Source organism: Sphingomonas sp. ABOLE (genome assembly GCF_003950455.1).
GTDB lineage: Bacteria > Pseudomonadota > Alphaproteobacteria > Sphingomonadales > Sphingomonadaceae > Sphingomonas > Sphingomonas trueperi.
The window spans coordinates 1-21,767 of record NZ_QQWY01000005.1 but is presented as its reverse complement, the minus strand read 5'-3'; the positions used below and the strand labels follow the sequence as shown (position 1 = coordinate 21,767).

At 66.0% G+C, this 21,767-nt stretch carries 11 protein-coding genes; 6 read left to right on the top strand and 5 right to left on the bottom strand.

Translation table 11 applies throughout. The features are described from left to right. Positions 1-55: 55 nt before the first annotated feature. Positions 56-1,207, top strand: a complete 1,152-nt coding sequence (locus tag CA234_RS04480) for a carbohydrate porin (RefSeq protein ID WP_241213238.1) — start codon at positions 56-58, stop codon at positions 1,205-1,207. 27 nt (positions 1,208-1,234) lie between these two features. Here the strand turns inward: CA234_RS04480 and CA234_RS24730 are convergent, their stop codons facing one another. The 3 genes from CA234_RS24730 to rpoB all read right to left on the bottom strand — a co-directional run bounded on the left by CA234_RS24730 (position 1,235) and on the right by rpoB (position 11,396). Continuing rightward, positions 1,235-2,503 carry a nidogen-like domain-containing protein gene (locus tag CA234_RS24730; protein WP_126001009.1) on the bottom strand — a complete coding sequence of 423 codons (1,269 nt, stop codon included), beginning with the start codon at positions 2,501-2,503 and terminating at the stop codon, positions 1,235-1,237. Positions 2,504-2,804: 301 nt separating this feature from the next. Further along, positions 2,805-7,088, bottom strand: a complete 4,284-nt coding sequence (gene rpoC, locus CA234_RS04470) for a DNA-directed RNA polymerase subunit beta' (RefSeq protein WP_125972013.1) — start codon at positions 7,086-7,088, stop codon at positions 2,805-2,807. Positions 7,089-7,250: 162 nt separating this feature from the next. Beyond that, entirely contained in the window at positions 7,251-11,396 is a 4,146-nt protein-coding gene (rpoB, locus tag CA234_RS04465) for a DNA-directed RNA polymerase subunit beta (protein ID WP_125972018.1), read from the bottom strand. A gap of 374 nt (positions 11,397-11,770) precedes the next feature. Here rpoB and CA234_RS04460 point away from each other — a divergent pair, with 374 nt between their 5' ends. The 5 genes from CA234_RS04460 (at position 11,771) to CA234_RS04440 (ending at position 19,027) form a co-directional block, all read left to right on the top strand. Further along, the gene (locus CA234_RS04460; protein WP_126001008.1) at positions 11,771-14,062 is read left to right on the top strand and encodes a TonB-dependent receptor; all 2,292 of its coding nucleotides are present in this window, start codon (positions 11,771-11,773) and stop codon (positions 14,060-14,062) included. 211 nt (positions 14,063-14,273) lie between these two features. Next, positions 14,274-15,590 carry a hypothetical protein gene (locus CA234_RS04455; RefSeq protein ID WP_126001007.1) on the top strand — a complete coding sequence of 439 codons (1,317 nt, stop codon included), beginning with the start codon at positions 14,274-14,276 and terminating at the stop codon, positions 15,588-15,590. A gap of 122 nt (positions 15,591-15,712) precedes the next feature. Next, the gene (locus tag CA234_RS04450; protein WP_125972024.1) at positions 15,713-17,620 is read left to right on the top strand and encodes a CocE/NonD family hydrolase; all 1,908 of its coding nucleotides are present in this window, start codon (positions 15,713-15,715) and stop codon (positions 17,618-17,620) included. Between the two features lie 193 nt (positions 17,621-17,813). Beyond that, complete coding sequence (locus CA234_RS04445) at positions 17,814-18,371, top strand: hypothetical protein (protein WP_125972178.1); 558 nt, start codon at positions 17,814-17,816, stop codon at positions 18,369-18,371. 122 nt (positions 18,372-18,493) lie between these two features. Next, positions 18,494-19,027, top strand: coding sequence for a hypothetical protein (locus tag CA234_RS04440; RefSeq protein WP_125972026.1), 534 nt, complete (start codon positions 18,494-18,496; stop codon positions 19,025-19,027). Between the two features lie 1,255 nt (positions 19,028-20,282). Here the strand turns inward: CA234_RS04440 and rplL are convergent. Together rplL and rplJ are read right to left on the bottom strand one after the other, a co-directional pair. Continuing rightward, positions 20,283-20,660 (bottom strand): 50S ribosomal protein L7/L12, encoded by a 378-nt coding sequence (gene rplL / locus CA234_RS04435; RefSeq protein ID WP_121078416.1) that lies wholly within the window; start codon positions 20,658-20,660, stop codon positions 20,283-20,285. A 60-nt stretch (positions 20,661-20,720) separates the two neighbouring features. Then, positions 20,721-21,236 (bottom strand): 50S ribosomal protein L10, encoded by a 516-nt coding sequence (rplJ, locus tag CA234_RS04430; RefSeq protein WP_125972030.1) that lies wholly within the window; start codon positions 21,234-21,236, stop codon positions 20,721-20,723. Positions 21,237-21,767: the final 531 nt, after the last annotated feature.

The window sequence follows — 21,767 nt, the reverse complement described above, 5'->3', positions numbered from 1 at the left end:
AAAACAGAGTCCGGCATCCTAAAACTCTGGTCGTGGGGTGATGGGATGCTTGGTGATGAAGCGTTTTCTGTTCGCCCTCGTGCTGGGCTGTACATTGCCGGACTACGTATTTGCCCAGAGGGTGGTCGATGTGCACCTTGTGGAAACGATTGACGTCGTCAGCGTGGCGCGCGGCGGTGATCGGGAACGGACCTATGTGCTCGACGATACCCACCTCACCGCCGATGCCGATCTGGCGCGGCTGGTCGGCTGGCAGGGCGCTACCGCGCATGTCGATGTGATGAGCACGATGGGCGGGCGGCCCAACGGGGCGGCGGGCACGCTGCAGGGCGTCGACAGCATCGAGGTGGCGAGCCACCATGTCCGGCTGTTCGAAGCCTGGGTGGAGCAGCGCATCGGGCAGCACAGCACGGTGCGCGCGGGCGCCTATGATCTCAACAGCGAATTCTACGTCAATGGCGCGGCGGGGCTGCTGCTCTCGCCCTCGTTCGGCGCGGGATCCGAGCTCGCGGCGACGGGACCGAACGGCCCGTCGATCTTTCCGTCGACCGCGCTGACGGTGCGGGTGGAGCATCGCTTCGGCGACATCGCCTATGCCCGCGCGGCGGTGCTCAACGGTGCGGCGGGATGCCTGGGCGATCCCCACGGGCTCGACTTCAGCTTCCGCGACGGCCTGCTGCTGATCGGCGAGGCCGGGATCGAGCGGCCGGGCCTCAAGATCGCCGGCGGCTATTGGCGCTACACCAAGCGGCATGACGACTATACCGAGGTCGACGCCGACGGCGTTCCCCTCCAGCGGGTCGATCATGGCGGCTATGCGATCGCCGAACTGCAGCTGACCGGCGGGGAGGGCAAGCGATCGCTGACCGTCTTCGGCCGCGCGGGCATGTCCGGCGGTGCCGCGACGCCGTTCCAGGGCGGCTGGCAGGCGGGGTTCCTGGTCGAGCGGCTCATTGCCGGGCGCCCGGATTCGCAGGCCTCGTTCGGGATGAGCCGCGGCGTGACCACCCCGGGCTACCGCGCGGTGCTGCTCGACGCGGGCGCGCGCCCGTCGCGTGCCGAAACGACCTTCGAGCTGACCTATTCGGACCAGCTCGCCACATGGCTGACCGTCCAGCCCGACCTCCAGTTCATCGCCGATCGCGGCGGCGTGGAAAAGGCGCGCGGGGTGGTGGTGGGCACGCTGCGGCTGACGATCGCCTTCTGATCGGCCGGGCTGCGCGCCGCGCGTGCGTCAGGCGCGGGCCGGCGCTTGCCGGTGGCGGCGCAACAGGCCGCCGATGCCCGCGAAGCCGAGCAGCAGCATGCCCCAGCTGGCAGGTTCCGGCACCGCGCTGTCGGTGTCGAACCGGATCGGCGTCTGGGTCAGGTCGACCATGGTGGGCCCGGTCACCTCGAAGGTCAGGCCGGTCACGAAGGCGTTGGGGTTGTCCGGATCCAGCTCCAGCGCCGGATCGATGCCGGCGATGCGGAAGCCCGACACGCCGCCGATCGCCGCGAAGTCGACGAGGAAGGGGGTGCCGCCCGCGCCCACCCCGGTAGCGAACGGAGTCGTCAGGTCGCTGAGCAGGTAGATGGTATAGCCGTCGGGATCGCCGAGATCGGGGAACAGCGCGCTGAGGATGTCCGGGCTGCCCGCGCCGACCTCGAAATCATAGCCGGTCGCGACGATCGGATCGACGAAGACCCGCTGGTTTTGCTGGACCTGGAACTGGAAGCCGAAGCCGGGGCCGCCATTGCCGTTGGTGACGTTGCTGGGCAGCAGCGGCGTGGCGGGTGAGGTGCCGTCGGCGAGGACGGCGCCGTTGCGGATGGAGAATTTGAACACGCCTGCATCGCCGCCGGTCACGTTGGTGATGTTGGTGAAGTTGAGCGCGCCCCTGGACGAGAAGGAGCCGGGGAGCGAATAGAAATGGGCGCCGTCGCCGGCATCGAACCCGGCCTGCGCCGGTACGCCGCCCAGCCCGCCGGTGCCGCCGCTGGCGTCGCCGGTCGTCCATTCGATGCGATCGTAGCGGAACTCGATGTCGAAGTCGCCGGAATTGGTCATTCCGGCCAGCGTCATCTGGAAATTGTTCAGCTTGCTGCCATTCTCTTCGAAATAGCCGACATTGTTCCACGTGACCGTGAAGCTGTTGGCGGATTGGGAGCCGAGATAGACCGCCCCGCAGCCGCTGCAGCGCGTGTCCACGTCCGCCCAGAAGGGCGCGATCAGCGGCGCCGCCGCATGGCCGTCGAACGGCACCGGCGTGAAGCTGGAGATCCCCTGGCCGAAGCTGATACTGCCGTTGTTGTTGACGAAGAAGGATCGCCCCGAATAGCCGAAGAAGTTGATAAGGAACGGGCTGTTCTGCACCGCGCTGAAATCGTCGTCATTGGGCTGCAGGACGAGATTGCCATAGCCTGCCGGGCCGCCCATGCCCCCGCGCAGCGTTGCCGCCCCCGCCGATGTCGCCAGGACGAGCGCCAGCGCGCTCGCCACGGCCGTCGCCATGTCCCGCATGATCCTCTCCCACCCCGACTGTCCCGTATTGGGTAGCAAAGCGGGCGGCGGCTGTTGATCCCTCCCGCGGGACAATCGCCTCCGCCCCGGACAGGATCACCCTCGCGGCGCATGTCGCGCGGTTGGCTTGGGAAAAGCGGAGGGCAGGGGACGCGCGCGGGCGGTGCTGCGGCCAAGTTGATCGACTCCGAACCTTTCCGGCGGTCATGGCACGGCAACGAAAAAGCCGCCGCCCGGCATCCCGGACGGCGGCTCTTTCGTGTCATGCTCGGTCAGGCTCGGCGCCCCCGAACGGGGCGGATCACTCCGCCTCGTTCAGATACTCGCCGGCATCCGCGTCGGTGCCGTGGCCCGAGGGTGCAACCTGCGCCAGGGGATCGTCCCCGGTGCCGGCCGCATCGCGTGCCGAGCGGGCCAGTTCGGCGGCATGCTCTTCCGCCGCGCTCGCCGGCGCGATGAGCGAGGCTTCCTGCATCTTGCGCTGGGCGACGCGCAGCGCCGCATCGCGCGAGGTGGCCGCGACGCGCAGGCGACCCATGCCCGCACCGGTACCGGCGGGGATCAGGCGGCCGACGATCACATTCTCCTTCAGGCCGAGCAGCGTGTCCTTCTTGCCCTGCACCGCGGCTTCGGTGAGCACGCGGGTGGTTTCCTGGAACGACGCGGCCGAGATGAAGCTGCGGGTCTGCAGCGACGCCTTGGTGATGCCGAGCAGGATCGGCTTGCCCTGCGCAGGCTGCTGGCCCGGCTGGAGCTTTTCGTTATGCTCGTCCATCTCGTCGCGATCGACCTGTTCGCCCGCCAGCAGCGTGGTGTCGCCGCCATCGGTGATCTCGACCTTCTGCAGCATCTGGCGAACGATCACCTCGATGTGCTTGTCGTTGATCTTCACGCCCTGCAGTCGATAGACTTCCTGGATTTCGCTGACGAGATATTCGGCCAGCGGCTCGATGCCGAGCACTTCCAGGATGTCGTGCGGATCCGGCGAACCGCCGATCAGGTTGTCGCCACGCTTGACATAGTCGCCTTCCTGAACGTCGATCACCTTCGACTTCGGGACCAGATACTCGACGACCTCGCCGCCGTCCTCCGGCTGGATGCCGATCTTGCGCTTGGCCTTGTAGTCCTTGCCGAACACCACGCGGCCCGAGACCTTCGCGATGATGGCATTTTCCTTGGGCTTGCGCGCTTCGAACAGCTCGGCGACGCGCGGCAGACCGCCGGTGATGTCGCGGGTCTTGGCGGACTCGCGCGCCACACGGGCCAGAACGTCACCGCCCTGCACCGTGGCACCGTCCTCGACCGAGATCACCGCGCCCGGCGCCAGCATGTAGCGGGCGGCTTCGGCGGCATTCTCGCCGGTGAGGGTCATGCGAGGACGCAGGTCCTCCTTCTTGCCCGCACCGCGGAATTCGGTGACGACGCGCTGGGCGATGCCCGTCGCTTCGTCGACCTGCTCGGTCATGGTCTTGCCTTCGATGATGTCCTGATACTTCACGACACCACCGGTTTCGGTGATCACCGGCATGGTGAACGGATCCCACTCGGCCATGCGATCGCCGGCGCTGACCAGGTGGCCGTCGTCGAACATCACATAGGCGCCGTACGGGATCTTGTGCACGGCCAGCTCGCGGCCATCCATGTCCATGATCGCGATCTCGCCCGAGCGGCTGAGCACCACGCGACGGCCGCGCTGATCCTCGATCAGGCGCAGGTCGCGGAACTCGGCCTTGCCGTCCACGGGGGCTTCGAGGTTCGACTGCTCGTTGAGCTGTGCCGCACCGCCGATGTGGAAGGTACGCATGGTCAGCTGCGTGCCCGGCTCGCCGATCGACTGCGCCGCGATGACGCCCACCGCTTCGCCGATGTTCACCGGGGTACCGCGGGCGAGGTCACGCCCGTAGCACTTGGCGCACACGCCGAGCTTGGCTTCGCAGACCAGCGGCGAACGGATCTTCACCGCAGGCGTGCTGAGCGCCTCGATCTGCGCGATCATCGCTTCGTCGAGCAGCGTGCCCACCGGGATCACCACCTGGTTGGTCTTCGGATCGACGATGTCCTCGGCCGTGGTGCGGCCCAGAATGCGTTCGCCGAGCGAGGCGATCACCGAACCGCCCTGCACGATCGCCTTCATCTCCAGCGCGCGCTCGGTGCCGCAATCGTCCTCGAGGACGACGCAGTCCTGCGACACGTCGACCAGACGACGGGTGAGGTAGCCCGAGTTCGCCGTCTTCAACGCGGTGTCCGCGAGGCCCTTACGAGCGCCGTGGGTCGAGTTGAAGTATTCAAGGACGGTCAGACCTTCCTTGAAGTTGGAGATGATCGGCGTTTCGATGATCTCGCCCGACGGCTTGGCCATCAGGCCGCGCATGCCGGCCAGCTGCTTGATCTGCGCCGCCGAACCACGGGCACCCGAGTGCGCCATGATGTAGATGGCGTTGTCGGGCTTCTGACGGCCGGTCTCGGGGTCCTTCTTGACCGCCTTGATCTCGTCCATCATCGCCGCGGCCACCTGGTCGCCGCAACGGCTCCAGGCGTCGATCACCTTGTTGTACTTCTCCTGCTGCGTGATCAGGCCGTCCTGATATTGCTGCTCGAAGTCCTTCACCAGCGCCTTGGTCTCGTCGACCAGGGCAACCTTGGCTTCCGGAATGATCATGTCGTCCTTGCCGAACGAGATGCCGGCCTTGAACGCGTGGCGGAAGCCCAGCGACATGATCGCGTCGGCGAACAGCACGGTCTCCTTCTGGCCGGTGTGACGATAGACCTCGTCGATCACGTCGCCCACGTCCTTCTTGGTGAGCAGGCGGTTGACGACGTCGAACGGCACCTTGTGGCTGTGCGGCAGGCACTCGCCGAGCAGCATGCGGCCCGGGGTGGTCTGGTAGCGCTTGAGGTAGGTCTGGCCGTTCTCGTCCGTCTGCGGCACGCGGCTGGTGATCTTCGAGTGCAGCGTCACCGCGCCGGCGTTGAGGGCCTGGTGGACCTCCGCCATGTCGGCGAGGATCATGCCTTCGCCGGGCTCGCCTTCCTTCTCCATGGTGATGTAGTAGAGACCCAGCACCATGTCCTGCGACGGCACGATGATCGGCTTGCCGTTCGCGGGGGACAGGATGTTGTTGGTCGACATCATCAGGACGCGCGCTTCCAGCTGCGCCTCGAGGCTCAGCGGAACGTGGACGGCCATCTGGTCACCGTCGAAGTCGGCGTTGAACGCCGAGCAGACCAGCGGGTGGAGCTGGATCGCCTTGCCCTCGATCAGCACCGGCTCGAACGCCTGGATGCCAAGACGGTGGAGCGTCGGCGCGCGGTTCAGCAGAACCGGGTGCTCGCGGATCACTTCGTCCAGGATGTCCCAGACTTCCTTGCGCTCCTTCTCGACCCACTTCTTCGCCTGCTTGAGGGTCATGGACAGACCCTTGGCGTCGAGACGGGCGTAAATGAACGGCTTGAACAGCTCGAGCGCCATCTTCTTCGGCAGGCCGCACTGGTGCAGCTTGAGCTCCGGACCGGTCACGATGACCGAACGGCCCGAATAGTCGACGCGCTTGCCGAGCAGGTTCTGACGGAAGCGGCCCTGCTTGCCCTTGAGCATGTCGGACAGCGACTTGAGCGGACGCTTGTTCGCACCGGTGATGGTGCGGCCGCGGCGGCCATTGTCGAACAGCGCGTCGACGGCTTCCTGCAGCATGCGCTTTTCGTTGCGGACGATGATGTCCGGCGCGCGCAGCTCCATCAGCCGCTTGAGGCGGTTGTTACGGTTGATCACGCGGCGATACAGATCGTTGAGATCCGAGGTCGCGAAGCGGCCGCCGTCCAGCGGCACCAGCGGGCGCAGTTCGGGCGGGATGACCGGGACGACGTCCAGGATCATCCATTCCGGGCGGTTGCCGGATTCGATGAAGCTCTCGACGACCTTGAGGCGCTTGATGATCTTCTTGGGCTTCAGCTCCGACTTGGTCGTCGCCAGCTCTTCCAGAAGCTCCTTGCGCTCGCCCTCGAGGTCGAGATCCATGAGCATGATCTTGACCGCTTCCGCGCCGATGCCGGCGGAGAAGGCGTCCTCGCCATATTCATCCTGCGCGTCGAGCAGCTCGTCCTCGGTGAGGAGCTGGAACTTCTCGAGCGGGGTGAGGCCCGGCTCGGTGACGATGTAGCTCTCGAAGTAGAGCACGCGCTCGAGCTGCTTGAGCTGCATGTCGAGCAGCAGGCCGATGCGGCTCGGCAGCGACTTCAGGAACCAGATATGCGCGACCGGCGCGGCCAGCTCGATATGGCCCATGCGCTCACGGCGGACCTTCGAGACGGTCACTTCCACGCCGCACTTTTCGCAGACGATGCCCTTGTACTTCATGCGCTTGTACTTGCCGCACAGGCACTCGTAATCCTTGATCGGACCGAAGATGCGCGCGCAGAACAGGCCGTCACGCTCGGGCTTGAACGTGCGATAGTTGATCGTCTCGGGCTTCTTGATCTCGCCGAACGACCAGCTGCGGATACGGTCCGGCGACGCGATCCCGATCTGGATCTGGTCGAAGGTTTCCGGCTTGGCGAGCGGGTTCGCGAAGTTGGTAAGTTCGTTCATGGCATTTGGTCCTTCAACTCCCCTCCCGCGAGCGGGAGGGGAAGGGGCCCAGGCCGCAGGCCTGGGAAGGGGTGGGCACCCGGTTTCAACCGATCACTCCGCTACAGGCCGGGAGCCCACCCCCCGGCCCCCTCCCGCACGCGGGAGGGGGAGTGCATTCTCTTATTCGGCCGCCTCGGCCAGACCGTCGTCTTCTTCCTGGCTCTTCAGCTCGACGTTAAGGCCCAGCGAGCGCATTTCCTTAACGAGCACGTTGAAGCTCTCCGGAATGCCGGCCTCGAAGGTGTCGTCGCCCTTGACGATCGCTTCGTAGACCTTGGTGCGGCCGACCACGTCGTCCGACTTCACCGTCAGCATTTCCTGGAGCGTATACGCCGCGCCATAGGCCTGGAGCGCCCACACTTCCATTTCACCGAAGCGCTGGCCACCGAACTGCGCCTTACCGCCCAGCGGCTGCTGGGTGACGAGGCTGTACGGCCCGATCGACCGCGCGTGGATCTTGTCGTCGACCAGGTGGTGCAGCTTGAGCACGTACTTGTACCCCACCGTCACCTTGCGGTCGAACGCCTCGCCCGTGCGGCCGTCGAACAGCGTCACCTGGCCGGATTCGTCCAGGCCCGCCATGCGCAGCATCGCCGAGACGTCGGCTTCCACCGCGCCGTCGAACACCGGGGTGGCCATCGGCACGCCCGAGCGGACGTTCTGCGCCAGGTCGACCAGCTGCTCGGTCGAGCGGCGATCCAGCTCGGCCTTGTAGTTGTCGCCATAGACGGTGCCGAGCAGCTCCTTCACCGCTTCCGGCGCTTCGCCGGCCTGCGGGTTCGGGTTGGCTGCACGCCATGCATCGAGCGCATCGCCGATCTTCCGGCCCAGGCCGCGCGCGGCCCAGCCCAGATGGGTCTCGAAGATCTGCCCGACGTTCATGCGGCTCGGCACGCCCAGCGGGTTGAGCACGAAGTCGACCGGCGTACCGTCCTCGAGGAACGGCATGTCTTCCTGCGGCAGGATGCGGGAGATGATGCCCTTGTTGCCGTGGCGGCCGGCCATCTTGTCGCCCGGCTGCAGCTTGCGCTTCACCGCGACGAACACCTTGACCATCTTCAGCACGCCCGGCGGCAGCTCGTCGCCCCGCTCCAGCTTCTCGCGGCGGTCCTCGAACTTGTCCTTGATGCGCTTCACGGCCTCGTCATACTGGCCCTTCACCGCTTCCAGGTTGCCCTGCATGGCATCGTCCTGCACCGCGAACTTCCACCACTCGTGGCGGTCGACGCTGTCGAGCAGGTCCTCGTCGATCGTGACGCCCTTCTTCAGGCCCTTCGGCGCCGCGGTGGCGACCTGACCCAGCAGCATCTCGCGCAGACGCGACCAGGTCGCGCGGTTGAGGATGTTGCGTTCGTCGTCGGCGTCCTTGCGCAGGCGCTCGATTTCCTCGCGCTCGATCGCCAGGGCACGCTCGTCCTTGTCGATGCCGTGACGGTTGAACACGCGGACGTCGACGATCGTGCCGGCCACGCCCGGGGGCAGACGCAGCGAGGTGTCGCGCACGTCGCTGGCCTTTTCGCCGAAGATGGCGCGGAGGAGCTTTTCTTCCGGCGTCATCGGGCTTTCGCCCTTCGGGGTGATCTTGCCGACCAGGATATCGCCCGGCTCCACTTCGGCGCCGACATACACGATGCCGGCTTCGTCGAGGTTGCGGAGCGCTTCTTCACCCACGTTCGGGATGTCGCGGGTGATGTCTTCCGGCCCAAGCTTGGTGTCGCGCGCCATCACTTCGAACTCATCGATGTGGATCGACGTGAACACGTCGTCCTTCACGATGCGCTCGTTGATCAGGATCGAGTCCTCGTAGTTGTAGCCGTTCCACGGCATGAACGCGACGAGCACGTTGCGGCCCAGCGCCAGCTCGCCGAACTCGGTCGACGGGCCGTCGGCGATCACGTCGCCGGCCTGCACCAGATCGCCCACCTTCACCAGCGGACGCTGGTTGATGCAGGTCGACTGGTTGGAGCGCTGGAACTTCATCAGCGTGTAGATGTCGACGCCGCTCTCGCTGGCATCGACGTCACCCGTGGCGCGGACCACGATACGGGTCGCGTCGACCTGGTCGACCACGCCCGAGCGCTTGGCGGCGATCGCGGCGCCGGAATCGCGGGCCACGGTCGCTTCCATGCCGGTGCCGACGAAGGGCGCTTCCGCCTTCACCAGCGGCACGGCCTGGCGCTGCATGTTCGAGCCCATCAGCGCGCGGTTCGCGTCGTCCTTCTCAAGGAAGGGGATCAGCGAGGCGGCGACCGAGACGAGCTGCTTCGGCGACACGTCCATCAGCGTCACCTGATCGCGCAGCGCCATCAGGAATTCGCCGGCCTGGCGGGCCGAGACGAGATCGTCGACGAACGCACCGTTCTCGTCGAGTTCGGCCGATGCCTGCGCGATCGTGTGCTTCTGCTCTTCCATCGCCGACAGATAGACGACCTCGTTGGTCACCTTGCCGTCGATGATCTTGCGGTACGGCGTCTCGATGAAGCCATACTTGTTGACGCGGCTGAACGTCGCGAGGCTGTTGATCAGACCGATGTTCGGGCCTTCCGGCGTTTCGATCGGGCAGATACGGCCATAATGGGTCGGGTGGACGTCGCGGACTTCGAAGCCTGCGCGCTCACGGGTGAGACCGCCCGGCCCGAGCGCCGAGACGCGACGCTTGTGCGTCACTTCGGAGAGCGGGTTGGTCTGGTCCATGAACTGCGACAGCTGCGACGAACCGAAGAACTCGCGCACCGCGGCGACCGCGGGCTTGGCGTTGATCAGGTCGTTCGGCATCACCGTCGACACGTCGACCGACGACATGCGCTCCTTCACGGCGCGCTCCATGCGGAGCAGGCCGACGCGGTACTGGTTCTCGAGCAGCTCGCCCACCGAACGGACGCGGCGGTTGCCGAGATTGTCGATGTCGTCGACTTCGCCCTTGCCGTCCTTGAGGTTCACCAGCGTCTTGACGACCTCGAGAATGTCCTCGGTGCGCAGCGTGGTCACGGTATCGGGCGTGTCGAGGCCCAGGCGCATGTTGAGCTTCACGCGGCCGACGGCCGAGAGGTCGTAGCGCTCCGGATCGAAGAACAGGCCGGCGAACAGCGATTCCGCGGTCTCGAGCGTCGGCGGTTCGCCGGGGCGCATGACGCGGTAGATGTCGGCCAGCGCCTGCTGGCGCTCTTCGGCCTTGTCGACCTTGAGCGTGTTGCGGATCCACGGACCGGTGGCAATGTGATCGATGTCGAGCAGCTCGATCCGGTCGATGCCGGCCTTGTCGAGCTTCTCCAGGTTCTCGGCCGAGACTTCGTCGCCGGCTTCGATGTAGATCTCGCCGGTCTGCTCGTTGATCAGGTCATAGGCGCTGTAGCGGCCGAAGATTTCCTCGGTCGGGATCAGCAGCGTCTCGAGACCGTCCTTCGCCGCCTTGTTGGCTGCGCGGGGGCTGATCTTCTGGCCGGCCGGGAACACGACCTCGCCCGACTTGGCGTCTACGATGTCGAACATCGGCTTCGAACCGCGCCAGTTTTCCACCTGGAAGGGGATCTGCCAGCCGTTCGGACCCCGCAGGAAGGTGACGCGGTTGTAGAAATAGTTGAGGATCTCTTCCGAGCTCAGCCCCAGCGCGTACAGCAGGCTGGTGACCGGCAGCTTGCGCTTGCGGTCGATACGGACGTTGACGATGTCCTTGGCATCGAACTCGAAGTCCAGCCACGACCCGCGATACGGGATCACGCGCGCGGCGAAGAGATACTTGCCCGAAGCATGGGTCTTGCCGCGGTCATGGTCGAACAGCACGCCCGGCGAGCGGTGCATCTGGCTGACGATGACGCGCTCGGTGCCGTTGATGAAGAACGTACCGTTCTCGGTCATGAGCGGCATGTCGCCCATGTACACGTCCTGCTCCTTGATATCGAGCACCGACCGGGCTTCCGTATCGGGATCGACCTCGAACACGATGAGGCGCAGCGTCACGCGCATCGGCGCGGCATAGGTGATGCCGCGCTGGCGACACTCGTCCACGTCGAACTTCGGATCCTCGAGCTCGTAGGTCACGAAGTCGAGCTCGGCGGTGCCGGCGAAGTCGCGGATCGGAAACACGCTGCGGAGCGTCTTCTCGAGGCCGGAGACATAGCCGATCGAGGGGTCCGACCGCAGGAACTGTTCGTAGGATTCGCGCTGAACCTCGATCAGGTTCGGCATCTGCACCACTTCGTGGATGTCGCCGAACACCTTGCGGATGCGGCGCTTCAGCGTGCCGCCCTCAATTGCCTTGGTAGCCATAGGTGTGTGTTGCCTCGTCAGCCGTAAACTCGGTGCCCCTGTCCGGGAGCCAGGACGTGCAAAGCGACGCCGAAAGGCCGCGCGACCCCCATGCTCGGGATTCGGCAGCTCTACAGGCGTCTGACAAGCCGTTCCGATCCATTCGTACGACACGCTGCGCGACGGCGCGTCATTTCCCGATCGGAGGGCCAGAGCGGGGATATAGGGCGTGGGGAAGGGGATGTCAAAGGGCGCGGGCGGTGCGCCGGAATAAGGTTCCAGGCCGCACCATTGGACACCGACGGTATACGCGATCGCAACAATTTTGTCGCAGCGGCGCCGTGAAGCCTTAACAATCCATTGCCAACCGCCCTTCCGACCAAGGGAGGCAAAGAATGCACTATAAGAAAACGGGTCTGATCGCAGCGCTGCTCGCCACCGTGTCGGCGACGGCCGTGCACGCGCAGGAGGCTGTGCAGGACGAGGGGCTCGGGGGCGACATCATCGTCACCTCGCAGAAGTTCGAGCAGAAGCTGCGCGACGTGCCGATCACCATCACCGCGGTGACGCAGGAGCAGATGAAGCGCCTGGGCGTCGACGATCTCGACGAGCTCTCCAACTATGTCCCCGGCCTCAACATCCAGGAGCAGAGCGCCAACAATCCCGGCATCGTGATCCGCGGCATCACCTCGGACAGCGGCTCGGCCCAGCAGGCGGCCCGCGTCACGCTCTATTATAACGGCGTCGACATCTCGCGCTCGCGCGGCGCCTATCAGGCGATCTACGATGTCGACCGGATCGAGGTCGTGAAGGGCCCGCAGGCGACGCTGTTCGGCACTGCCTCGACGATCGGCGCGGTGAGCATCATCTCCGCGCGGCCGAAGCCCGGCGTGTCCGGCGAGCTCACCGCCGGCTACGGCAACTACAATGCCTATCTGGTCGGCGGGCACCTCAACGTCGGCAACGACGTGATCGCGGCGCGCGTCGCGGGCGAGTTCAAGAAGCGCGACGGCTATGTCGAGAACCTCTCGCCGACGCAGGACGATCTCTATGCGCAGAACCAGCTCGGCCTGCGCGCCTCGGTCCGCTACACGCCCACCCCGGCGCTGACGGTAGACCTGATCGGTACCTATGATCGCCAGCGCAACAGCGGTACGCCGTTCATCTCGAAGCGCTTCGCCACGTCGCAGGGGCCGGGCAATCCGTTCGGTGCGGCCAACCTGTCGGGCTCGCCCCTGTCGAAGCAGGTGTTCGGCAAGGACAAGCTCGGGCTGACCCGCGACGTGTACGACGTGAACCTCACCGCGCGCTACGACCTGGGCGACGGCTGGAGCTTCACCACCGTGAACGGCTATCGCAAGTTCGACTCGCTCGAAGTGTTCGATGCCGATGGTTCGGCGGCATGGTGGCTGGAATTCGCCGAGGGCGCCTATGGCGCGCAGCTCAGCCATGAATCGCGCTTCGCCTATGTAGGAGACCATGTCCGCACCAGCTTCGGCTGGAACGTCTTCCACGAAAACAACCGCCAGGAAGTACCCTTCTCGACCGAAGAGGGCATCTATCTGCAGTGCGCCGCCAATCTGATCCCAGCGCTGGGCTGCGTCTCGGCGACGGGCGTAGTGACTGCGGCGCAGGCGACCTCGATCCTCACGAAAGGGGCGGCGACCCAGATCCCCTACAGCTCGATCTTCACCAACAAGGGCATCAACGACCAATATTCGATGTTCGGCGAAGTGACGTGGATGCCCGTGCATCAGCTGGAGGTGACCGCCGGCATCCGCGCGCTGATCGAGCAGCGCAAGTCCGGCTATGTCTCGATCGCGCCCAATTCGGTGCTCTCCAAGGCGCCGCTGATTCCGGGCCAGGTCACCACCAAGGGCACATTGTGGAGCCAGGACAGCTTCCAGGCCTTCCTGCCGCGCTTCAATGTGCTGTACCGCCTGAACGATGCGGTCAATCTCTACGCCACCATCTCGAAGGGACGCCGCTCGCCGGTGGTGAACCAGACCGCCACCACCACGGGCATCATCCCCGAGGAGACGGTGTGGAACTATGAAGGCGGCGTGAAGCTGTCGAGCGGCATGTTCGCCGGCTCGCTGGGCGTCTATTACCAGAAGTACCGCAACTTCCAGATCAGCCGTACGGTGACCGACGCCAACGATCCCTCGGGCCGCCCGGTCGGCAGCAGCATCACCGAGAGCGCGGGTACCGCAGGCAATCTCGGCTTCGAGGCGGAAGGCCAGTTGCGCCCGACCAACTGGCTGACGCTGTTCGCCAATGGCGGCTATATCGACGGCGGGATCGACAAGACCAAGGCGAACGGCATCTATGCCGGCAACCGCTTCCGCCTGCAGCCGCGCGTCCAGTGGGCGGCGGGCCTCACGGTCGACGCACCGGTCGGCAACGGCATTCGCGTGTTCGCGACGCCGAGCGTGACCTATCGCAGCAAGATTTACTTCGAGATCCCGAACAAGGAGGCAATCTCGCAGGGGCCGGTGACGCTCGTGAACGTGAAGGCGGGCATGCGCTTCGCCGAGGGTCGCTACGAGATCGCGGGTTTCGTGCGCAACGCCGCGAACGAGAAGTATCTGCTCGATGCCGGCAACACCGGCGGCGGGTTCAACGATCCCACCTATATCCCGGCCGAGCCGCGCTTCTACGGGGTGCAGCTGACGGGCAGATTCTGATCGTTTCACTGCTGTTGCGAAAGGGGAGGGGGTTGCCGCGATTGTGCGGCAAGCCCCTTTCTTTTCAACGCGTTGCTGGGGTGTTTCAGCACGCTGGACGGGCAAGAACCGTGCCTGAATGGGTGGTGAATGGCTCGTCTCGTCCGGCCGCCTTCACGGTTCGTCGCAGATGCCAGGGCCGAATCCAGGGTCCGTCCGTTGAACCCGCGTCATGAAACAGTGTCAGACCCCGCTCCGCCCCCGCGCCGCACTGTTAATCAGTGCCGCGTTCCTTGCCACCCCCGCCTTCGCCCAGGAGGCCGCGCCTCAGCAGACGGTAACCCCGCCGCCGGCAGTAGAAACTGCCGCGCCGCAGGTTGCCGCGACGGCACCCGAAATCCGCATGGCCCCGGCCGCGCCGGTCGTGCAGGCGGTGCCGTCGGTCGAGCAGCAGATGGCCGGCAGCGCCAACCAGGCGCCCTCGACCACCGATGCCGCTCCGGCCCGAACGGCGCGCGCCGAGCGTAGTGCCCCGCGTGCCGAGGCGCGTACTGCAGCCCAGCCGCGCCAGGCAGCGCCTGCCGCGCAACCCGCTGCGACGCCGACGCAGCAGGCGGCCAGCCCGGCGTCCGCGCCGGCAGCCCAGCCGCAGCGTGCTGAGCCGGTCGCGCAGCCCGCGACGCCTGCCGCCGACGTGACGCAGACGAACGAGACGACCACCGAGAGCACGCGCTCGACCTCGCTGGTCCCGTGGATCCTCGGCGCTCTCGCCGTTATCCTTGCCGCCGCCGCTTCCATCTTCCTGCTCCGCCGTCGCCGTGACGACGCCGACCTGCTGGTGCGCGAGACGGCGACCACCACCGAGCCGGTGGCGCATCGCCCCATGCCGCAGCCCGTGGCACCGCGCAGTGATATTGGTCTCGCGGCCGCCTCTGCGGCGCCGGTGATGGCCCCCGTCACTGCCGATCGCCACCCGATCGCCGAGCCGGTCGCCGAAGCCCATGTCGAGGCCAAGCTGGCCGCGGCGGACGAGGCGGTGCTCGAGCATGTCGTCGATGCGCCGGCGCCGGTCGCCAACCGTCCTTGGCTCGAACTGGGCCTGCGTCCGGTACGTGCCGGCACCAGCGAGGAAGAAGCGCTGGTCGATATCGAGCTGACCGTCGGTAATGCCGGCGACACGCCCGCCCGCGACGTGCGCATCTCGACCTTCCTGCTTGCCGACGCCGAGACGAGCGAGATGGAGCAGTTGCTCACCCGCCATGGTCCGGCCGCCGATGTACCGCCGGTGACGATCGATGCCGGTGACGGCACCCGCGTCGACGCGCACCTCGCCGTGCCCAAGGGCGAATTGGGCCGCACCTTCACCCCGGTCGTCGTCGCGGAGGCCCGCTATCGCCTGCCCGACGGTCGCGAGGGCCGCACCAGCGCCGCCTTCCGCATCGGCCGCGCCGCGCCGGCGGCGGACGGGGTTGGCCCGATCGGTGCCACCCGCCCGCACCTGGTCGAGGACCTTGAAGCAGAACTGCTCGGTACCCCCGCCCACGCCTAAGCGCTTGAACCGCAACCGGCCCGCGCTCCCGACAAGGAGCGCGGGCCTTTTCGCGCGCGGCCGCTTCCCATGCTGCAAATGTAACACTATCACCCCGAGCTCCGGTTCTCTGGGGAGACATTATGCAGCTTCGTACCTTCCTTCTCGCCGCGCTCGCGACGACCGCATTGATCCCGGTCGCGCAGGCGCAGCAGGCGCAACCGTTCAACGACATCCCCGCCAAGTTCGTGCTGCCGGAAGGCGCGAAGGACTATATCCGCCGCGAGGTGATGGTGCCGATGCGCGACGGCACCAAGCTGTTCACCACCATCGTGATCCCCAAGGGCGCGAAGAACGCCCCGATCCTGCTCACCCGCACGCCCTACGACGCGTACAACCGCGTCCGCCGCACCGACAGCAACAAGATGCTCTCGGTGCTCGCCCAGGGCGACGAGGTGTTCACCCAGGCCGGCTATATCCGCGTTTTCCAGGACATTCGCGGCAAGTATCGCTCCGAAGGCGACTTCGTCGTGACCCGCCCGCCGGTCGGCCCGCTCAACCCGACCAAGGTCGACGACACGACCGATGCCTGGGACACGATCGACTGGCTGGTGAAGAACCTGCCGGAATCGAACGGCAAGGTCGGCATGCTCGGTTCGTCCTATGAAGGCTGGACGGTGGTGATGGCGCTGCTCCATCCGCACCCGGCGCTCAAGGTCGCAGCTCCCGAAAGCCCGATGATCGATGGCTGGATGGGTGACGACTGGTTCCACCACGGCGCATTCCGCCTGCCCAATATCGGCTGGATCTCGGGAATCACCGGCTACAAGGCCGGCGGCCCGACGCCCCCCAATGGTGGCTGGGACGATTACGACACCTTCCGCAAGATCGGCTCGGCCGGCGACTGGGCCAAGCAATATGGCTATGACCAGCTGCCCTTCTGGCAGAAGCTGAGCCAGCACGTTGCCTACGACGCCTTCTGGCAGGGCCAGGCGCTCGACAAGATCCTCGCCGCCAATCCCTCGAACGTGCCGACGCTGTGGGAGCAGGGCCTGTGGGATCACGAGGACATGTATGGCGCGATCCACGCCTGGGAGGAGCTGCAGAAGACCCCGCAGGCGACCAACAACTTCCTGCTGATGGGCCCGTGGCGCCACTCGGGCTTCAACTATAACGGCTCGAAGCTCGGCGAGCTGAACTTCGAGGGCGATACCGCGCTGCAGGCGCGTCGCGACATCCTGCTGCCTTTCTTCAACGCGCATCTGAAGGACGGTTCGCCCGCCTATACCCCGCCGGTCGCCAGCATCTACAATACCGGCGAGAACCACTGGGACTTCCTCAACAAGTGGCCGCTCGGCGCGCAGCTGACGCCGCTCTATCTCGGCACGGGCGAGGCCGCCAGCTTCGACAAGGCCGCGGCAGGGGAAGACAGCTATGTCTCCGATCCCGCCAAGCCGGTGCCCTACCTACCGCGCCCGATCAACTTCAGCGACGGCCGCTGGAGCACCTATCTCGTCACCGACCAGCGCTTCGTCGACGGCCGCCAGGACGTGCTGACCTATGCGACCCCGATTCTGACGGCGCCGGTGCGCCTGTCGGGCACGCCGTTCGCAGACATTTTCGCCAAGACGACGGGCACCGACGGCGACTTCGTCGTGAAGGTGATCGACGTCTATCCGGACGAGATCGCCTCCAACAAGGAAATGGGCGGCTTTCAGTTGCCCATCGCGATGGATATCTTCCGCGGCCGCTACCGCAACTCGTTCGAGCATCCCTCGGCGATCCCGGCGGGCAAAGTGCAGGAATACAAGTTCCGGCTGCCGGTAGTGAACCATACCTTCCTGCCCGGCCACCGCATCATGGTGCAGGTCCAGTCGACCCTGTTCCCGGTCTATGATCGCAACCCGCAGAAATATGTGGAGAATATCTTCTTCGCTAAGCCCGGCGACTATCAGAAGGCGACGGTGACGATCCTGTACGGCGGCAAGCAGTCGAGCGCGGTGTTGCTGCCGGTGGTGCCGGTCGACCAGAGCGCCGCCAAGGCACGTTGAACCGTGGGCCCGCCTTCGCGGTTGCGAAGGCGGGCGCCGCTGTGGTGTACGCGTGGCTAGGGATAAGTACCTAAATATACGTAGAAGCACTGAAGAATTACCTGTGCGTCTGCATCTTTTCTTAAGCTTATTCAGGTTGAATTGGCCCCCGAAACGAGCAGCCGTGCCAGGGCTGTGTTTCGGGAGCGCAGCCATGAACGTCTCGGCTATTCGGGGCTATCTTCGCGAGACGATCGAGTTCTTCGTCTACTTCGTGTTCATGACAGGCATCGGCGCGGCAATGTACGTGCTCGTCAACTATGCGCCGCAAGCGAATTCCAGCTGGTATATTAACACCTGCATCGGAATGGCGGTATTCACCGGCTTTTATGCGGTGCGCATGTTCCGGCGCTACCGGCGCGCGATGCGGCGCCTGGCGCTGTTGCCCGACGAGCTTGTCGTGGAACTGTCGCAGATGAGCGACGAAGAGCGACGGACGATGCGCTGGTCCGAGCGGATTGCCGCGGAGCGTCTTGAGGCGCGTGGCGGTGATGCCGAGAGGGTGCGGTTGCTTGAGCGGCTCGAAGCGCTCGAACGCACCTATCGCGAGCGCTGCTCGGTGCTCGGTGTCGACCCCGACAAGGAAGGCGGGGAATTCACGATCGATCCCAACATGTCGGTCGAGGCGATCCGCGACCGCATCGCCGATCGTATGCTGCGAAAGGAGGAGGAGGAGGAGGAGGGGGCGCGTCCGCCCATTTTCCGGAGCTGATGCAGCGATCGTTTCACCTCCGGTTAGGATTCGTTAACGCGCTTGCTTCATGATGCAGTGCCAAACAACGGCGGCCGTGCGTGGGGTGCGCGCGATGGGGGCCGTCGATGGGGGTTGCGTTCATGAAGTCCGATACCGTCCGTCACTATTTGATGATGTCATTGGAATTTGGCGCCTATTGCGTGCTGATGACGCTGCTCAGTTATTTGATGGTGCTGCTGGTGCTGCGCGCGCCGCAGCCGAACAGCGGCATCTATATCGGCGTGGCGCTGCTCGCTGCGCTGCTTACAGGACTGCATGCGGGGAAGATGTTCCGCATGTATCGCATTGCGATGCTGCGCTTCCAGAATCGCAAGCCCACGGGCAAGAAGAAGCAGTCCTTGCCGGTCCGCCACTGGTCCGATCGTATCGCAGCGGAAGAAGCGGTCGGTCGCCATGACGCGCGGCGCAAGCAGGCGACCGGTGAGGAAGCTTCGCCCGAACTGGAAGCGATCCGCCTGCGCATCGCGGAGCGGATGGCCAAGGAGGATCGCGAGCGCGACGAGCTTGCGCGCGAGGATCGCGAGCGGCTCGAACGCGAGCGCATCGAGCGGATGGAGCGCGCCCGCTCCGAGCGCATCCGCAACGAGACGCGCGCTTCCCGACAAAAGAACTGAGCGGCCCGGCGACGGCGCCGAACGAGTCGTCGCTCGGCGCGGATGAGGGGCCGAGAGGTGCAGCCGGCGTTCAGCTTCGGCAGATCAATGCCGGTGCGTGAGCAGGGGTAGGCAGCGCGCAGCATTTGGGCTGGTCATGATCGATGCGCTCGGAGCGCCCGCTTGGGCCCAGGACGCGTCCGCTGGCGATCGCGCGCCGCAGGCCATTCCCGGCGTCCTCCCGGAGCGGTTTCGTCTGCCCGCCACGCCTGCTCCCAGTCCCACTCCGTCTCCGTCGACGACAGCCGCGCCGCTGGTGCAGCCTGTAATCATCCCGGACGTCACGTCGCATTCGAGGCGGTCGCCTGCTGTGCCGCGAAGCCACGCTTCCCCTCCTGCGCCTTCTCCGCGACCGGCGTCGCCCGTGTCCAGGCCCGCCGCTGCCCCTACGCCCGTCCAGCCGGTACCGAGATCGACGCCCCCCGTGGCGACGCCACCGCGAGCGCCCGTGGCCCCTCCCGAGGATCGGGCTGGCTGGCCGTGGCTCGGCCTGATAGCGTTCGGCACGGCGGCGGTGGCAGGTGCGACGTGGTGGTCCCGTCGGCGGCGTCCGGCGCCGGCGGACCGGGACGTGCCCGAGCCGAAGCGCGCGGTCTCTGCGCGACCGCGCCGACCCGCGCCGCCACTGGCACAATCCCATGGCATCGCCGAGCCAGTAGCGATCGACATCGTCAGCGCCCGGATTGTCTTCCTGGCGGGCGCGGTGGCGTTCGACCTGGAAGTGGAACTGATCAATGCACAGGCCCGGGCAGTCGAGGGGTTGCGGCCCGCACTCACGTTGATCAGCGCTAGCCCCGATCAGGACAAGTGGCGCGCGGCCTTTCATGCCGGTCCACCCGCGCAGAACCAGAGTGGTCCGCTCGACCTTGCGGTCGGCGCCCGAGTGCGGCTGCCGGCGCGGCGCACCATCCGGCGGGACCAGCTATACGTGGTGGAGCACGGCGGCAGGCCCATGTTCGTCGCGATGCTGCTCTGCGACTTGCGCTGGCGCGGCGGCCTCAGCCTCATCGCTTCGGTGCCGATTTCCTGCTCGGGGCGGCGGGGCGGAGCGCTCGGCCTGGACCGATCTGGCTCGATCGGCCGGCACCCCCGGCGCTCGCCGCGATCCGATACGTGCCGCCGCTATCCTGAGTGGATTGGCGCAAAAGAAAAGAGGCGGCCCGTCGCCGGACCGCCTCCTTCCAGTATCCAGGCCTTGAAACCGGCTGGGAAGTGCTTACTTGACCTCGACGGTCGCGCCAGCTTCTTCCAGCTGCTTCTTGATCTTCTCGGCTTCGTCCTTCGACACGCCTTCCTTGACCGGCTTCGGAGCGCCTTCGACCAGGGCCTTTGCTTCGGTGAGGCCGAGGTTGGTGATGGCGCGGACTTCCTTGATGACGTTGATCTTCTTGCCACCGTCGCCGGTGAGGATCACGTCGAACTCGGTCTGCTCTTCGGCAGCCGGGGCAGCGGCGCCACCAGCGGCCGGGCCGGCAACGGCGACGGCAGCGGCGGCCGAGACGCCCCACTTCTCTTCGAGCAGCTTCGAGAGCTCAGCGGCCTCGAGCACGGTCAGGGCGGAAAGCTGGTCGACGATCGCGTTAAGGTCAGCCATGATAAACTCCAATCAGTTCAATAGTTTCGGGATAGAAGTAAGGTCGCTCGAAGCCGAAGCTCAGGCAGCCTGCTTTTCGCTGTACGCCGCAAGCACGCGGGCGATCTGCGCCGCCGGTGCCTGGGTGACGGTGGCGAGCTTGGTCGCGGGTGCTGCGATGAGCCCCACGAGCTTGCCGCGCAGCTCGTCCAGCGACGGCAGCGAGGCGAGTGCCTGCACGCCAGCCGGATCCAGCAGCACATTGCCCATCGCGCCGCCGACGATTTCGAGCTTGTCGTTCGTCTTGGCGAACTCCGAGACCACCTTGGCCGCAGCCACGGGATCGACGGAGGTGGACAGTGCCGTCGGACCCGTCAGCAGGTCCGCGAGCACCGCATAATCGGTGCCCTGGGTGGCAATCTTGGCGAGCTTGTTCTTCGAGACCTTATAGGTCGCGCCGGCTGCACGCATCTTGTTGCGCAGGTCCGTCGACTGCTTGACGGTCATGCCGAGATTGCGGGTGACAACCACCACGCCAACCTCGTTGAAGGTGCGGTTCAGCTCGGCAACGGCGTCGGCCTTCTGGGAACGATCCATGCCGGTCTCCTCATACATGAGGCTGCCCGTTCCCCGCACAAGGCGGACAGGGGCAACCCCGGTTCACGACCCGCGCGCGAACGCGGGCCAGGCTCAAATTGTCCGAGGGGAAGGATCGTCACGAGGCCGGGGCGCGTGTCCCTGGGGCGTGACCCGGAACGCTTGGACCCACCCGCGCAATCGCGCCAAGAGAGCCGGCCAAGCCGCCGGTAAATTCTGTCCCCGTCTAGGCGAGTATTTTCAAGACCGGCAAATCCCGGCCCCTCGCTGTCTCGGACGGATTCCTTCCGGAGAAGGAGCGCGCCCAATAGCGGATTCGGGCAGGGAGTCAAGGGTGGGGGAAGCAGATCCTCCCCGAACCAAATCCTCCCCGGCACGGGGAGGGGGACCGCCGCCGCAGGCGGTGGTGGAGGGGCCGCGCCGCAGGCGCGGTTCGGCTGAACCCACCGGGCAACCCGCCGCTAGCGCGGCGGCCCCTCCACCACGCTGCTGCGCAGCGCGGTCCCCCTCCCCATTCCGGGGAGGAATTTG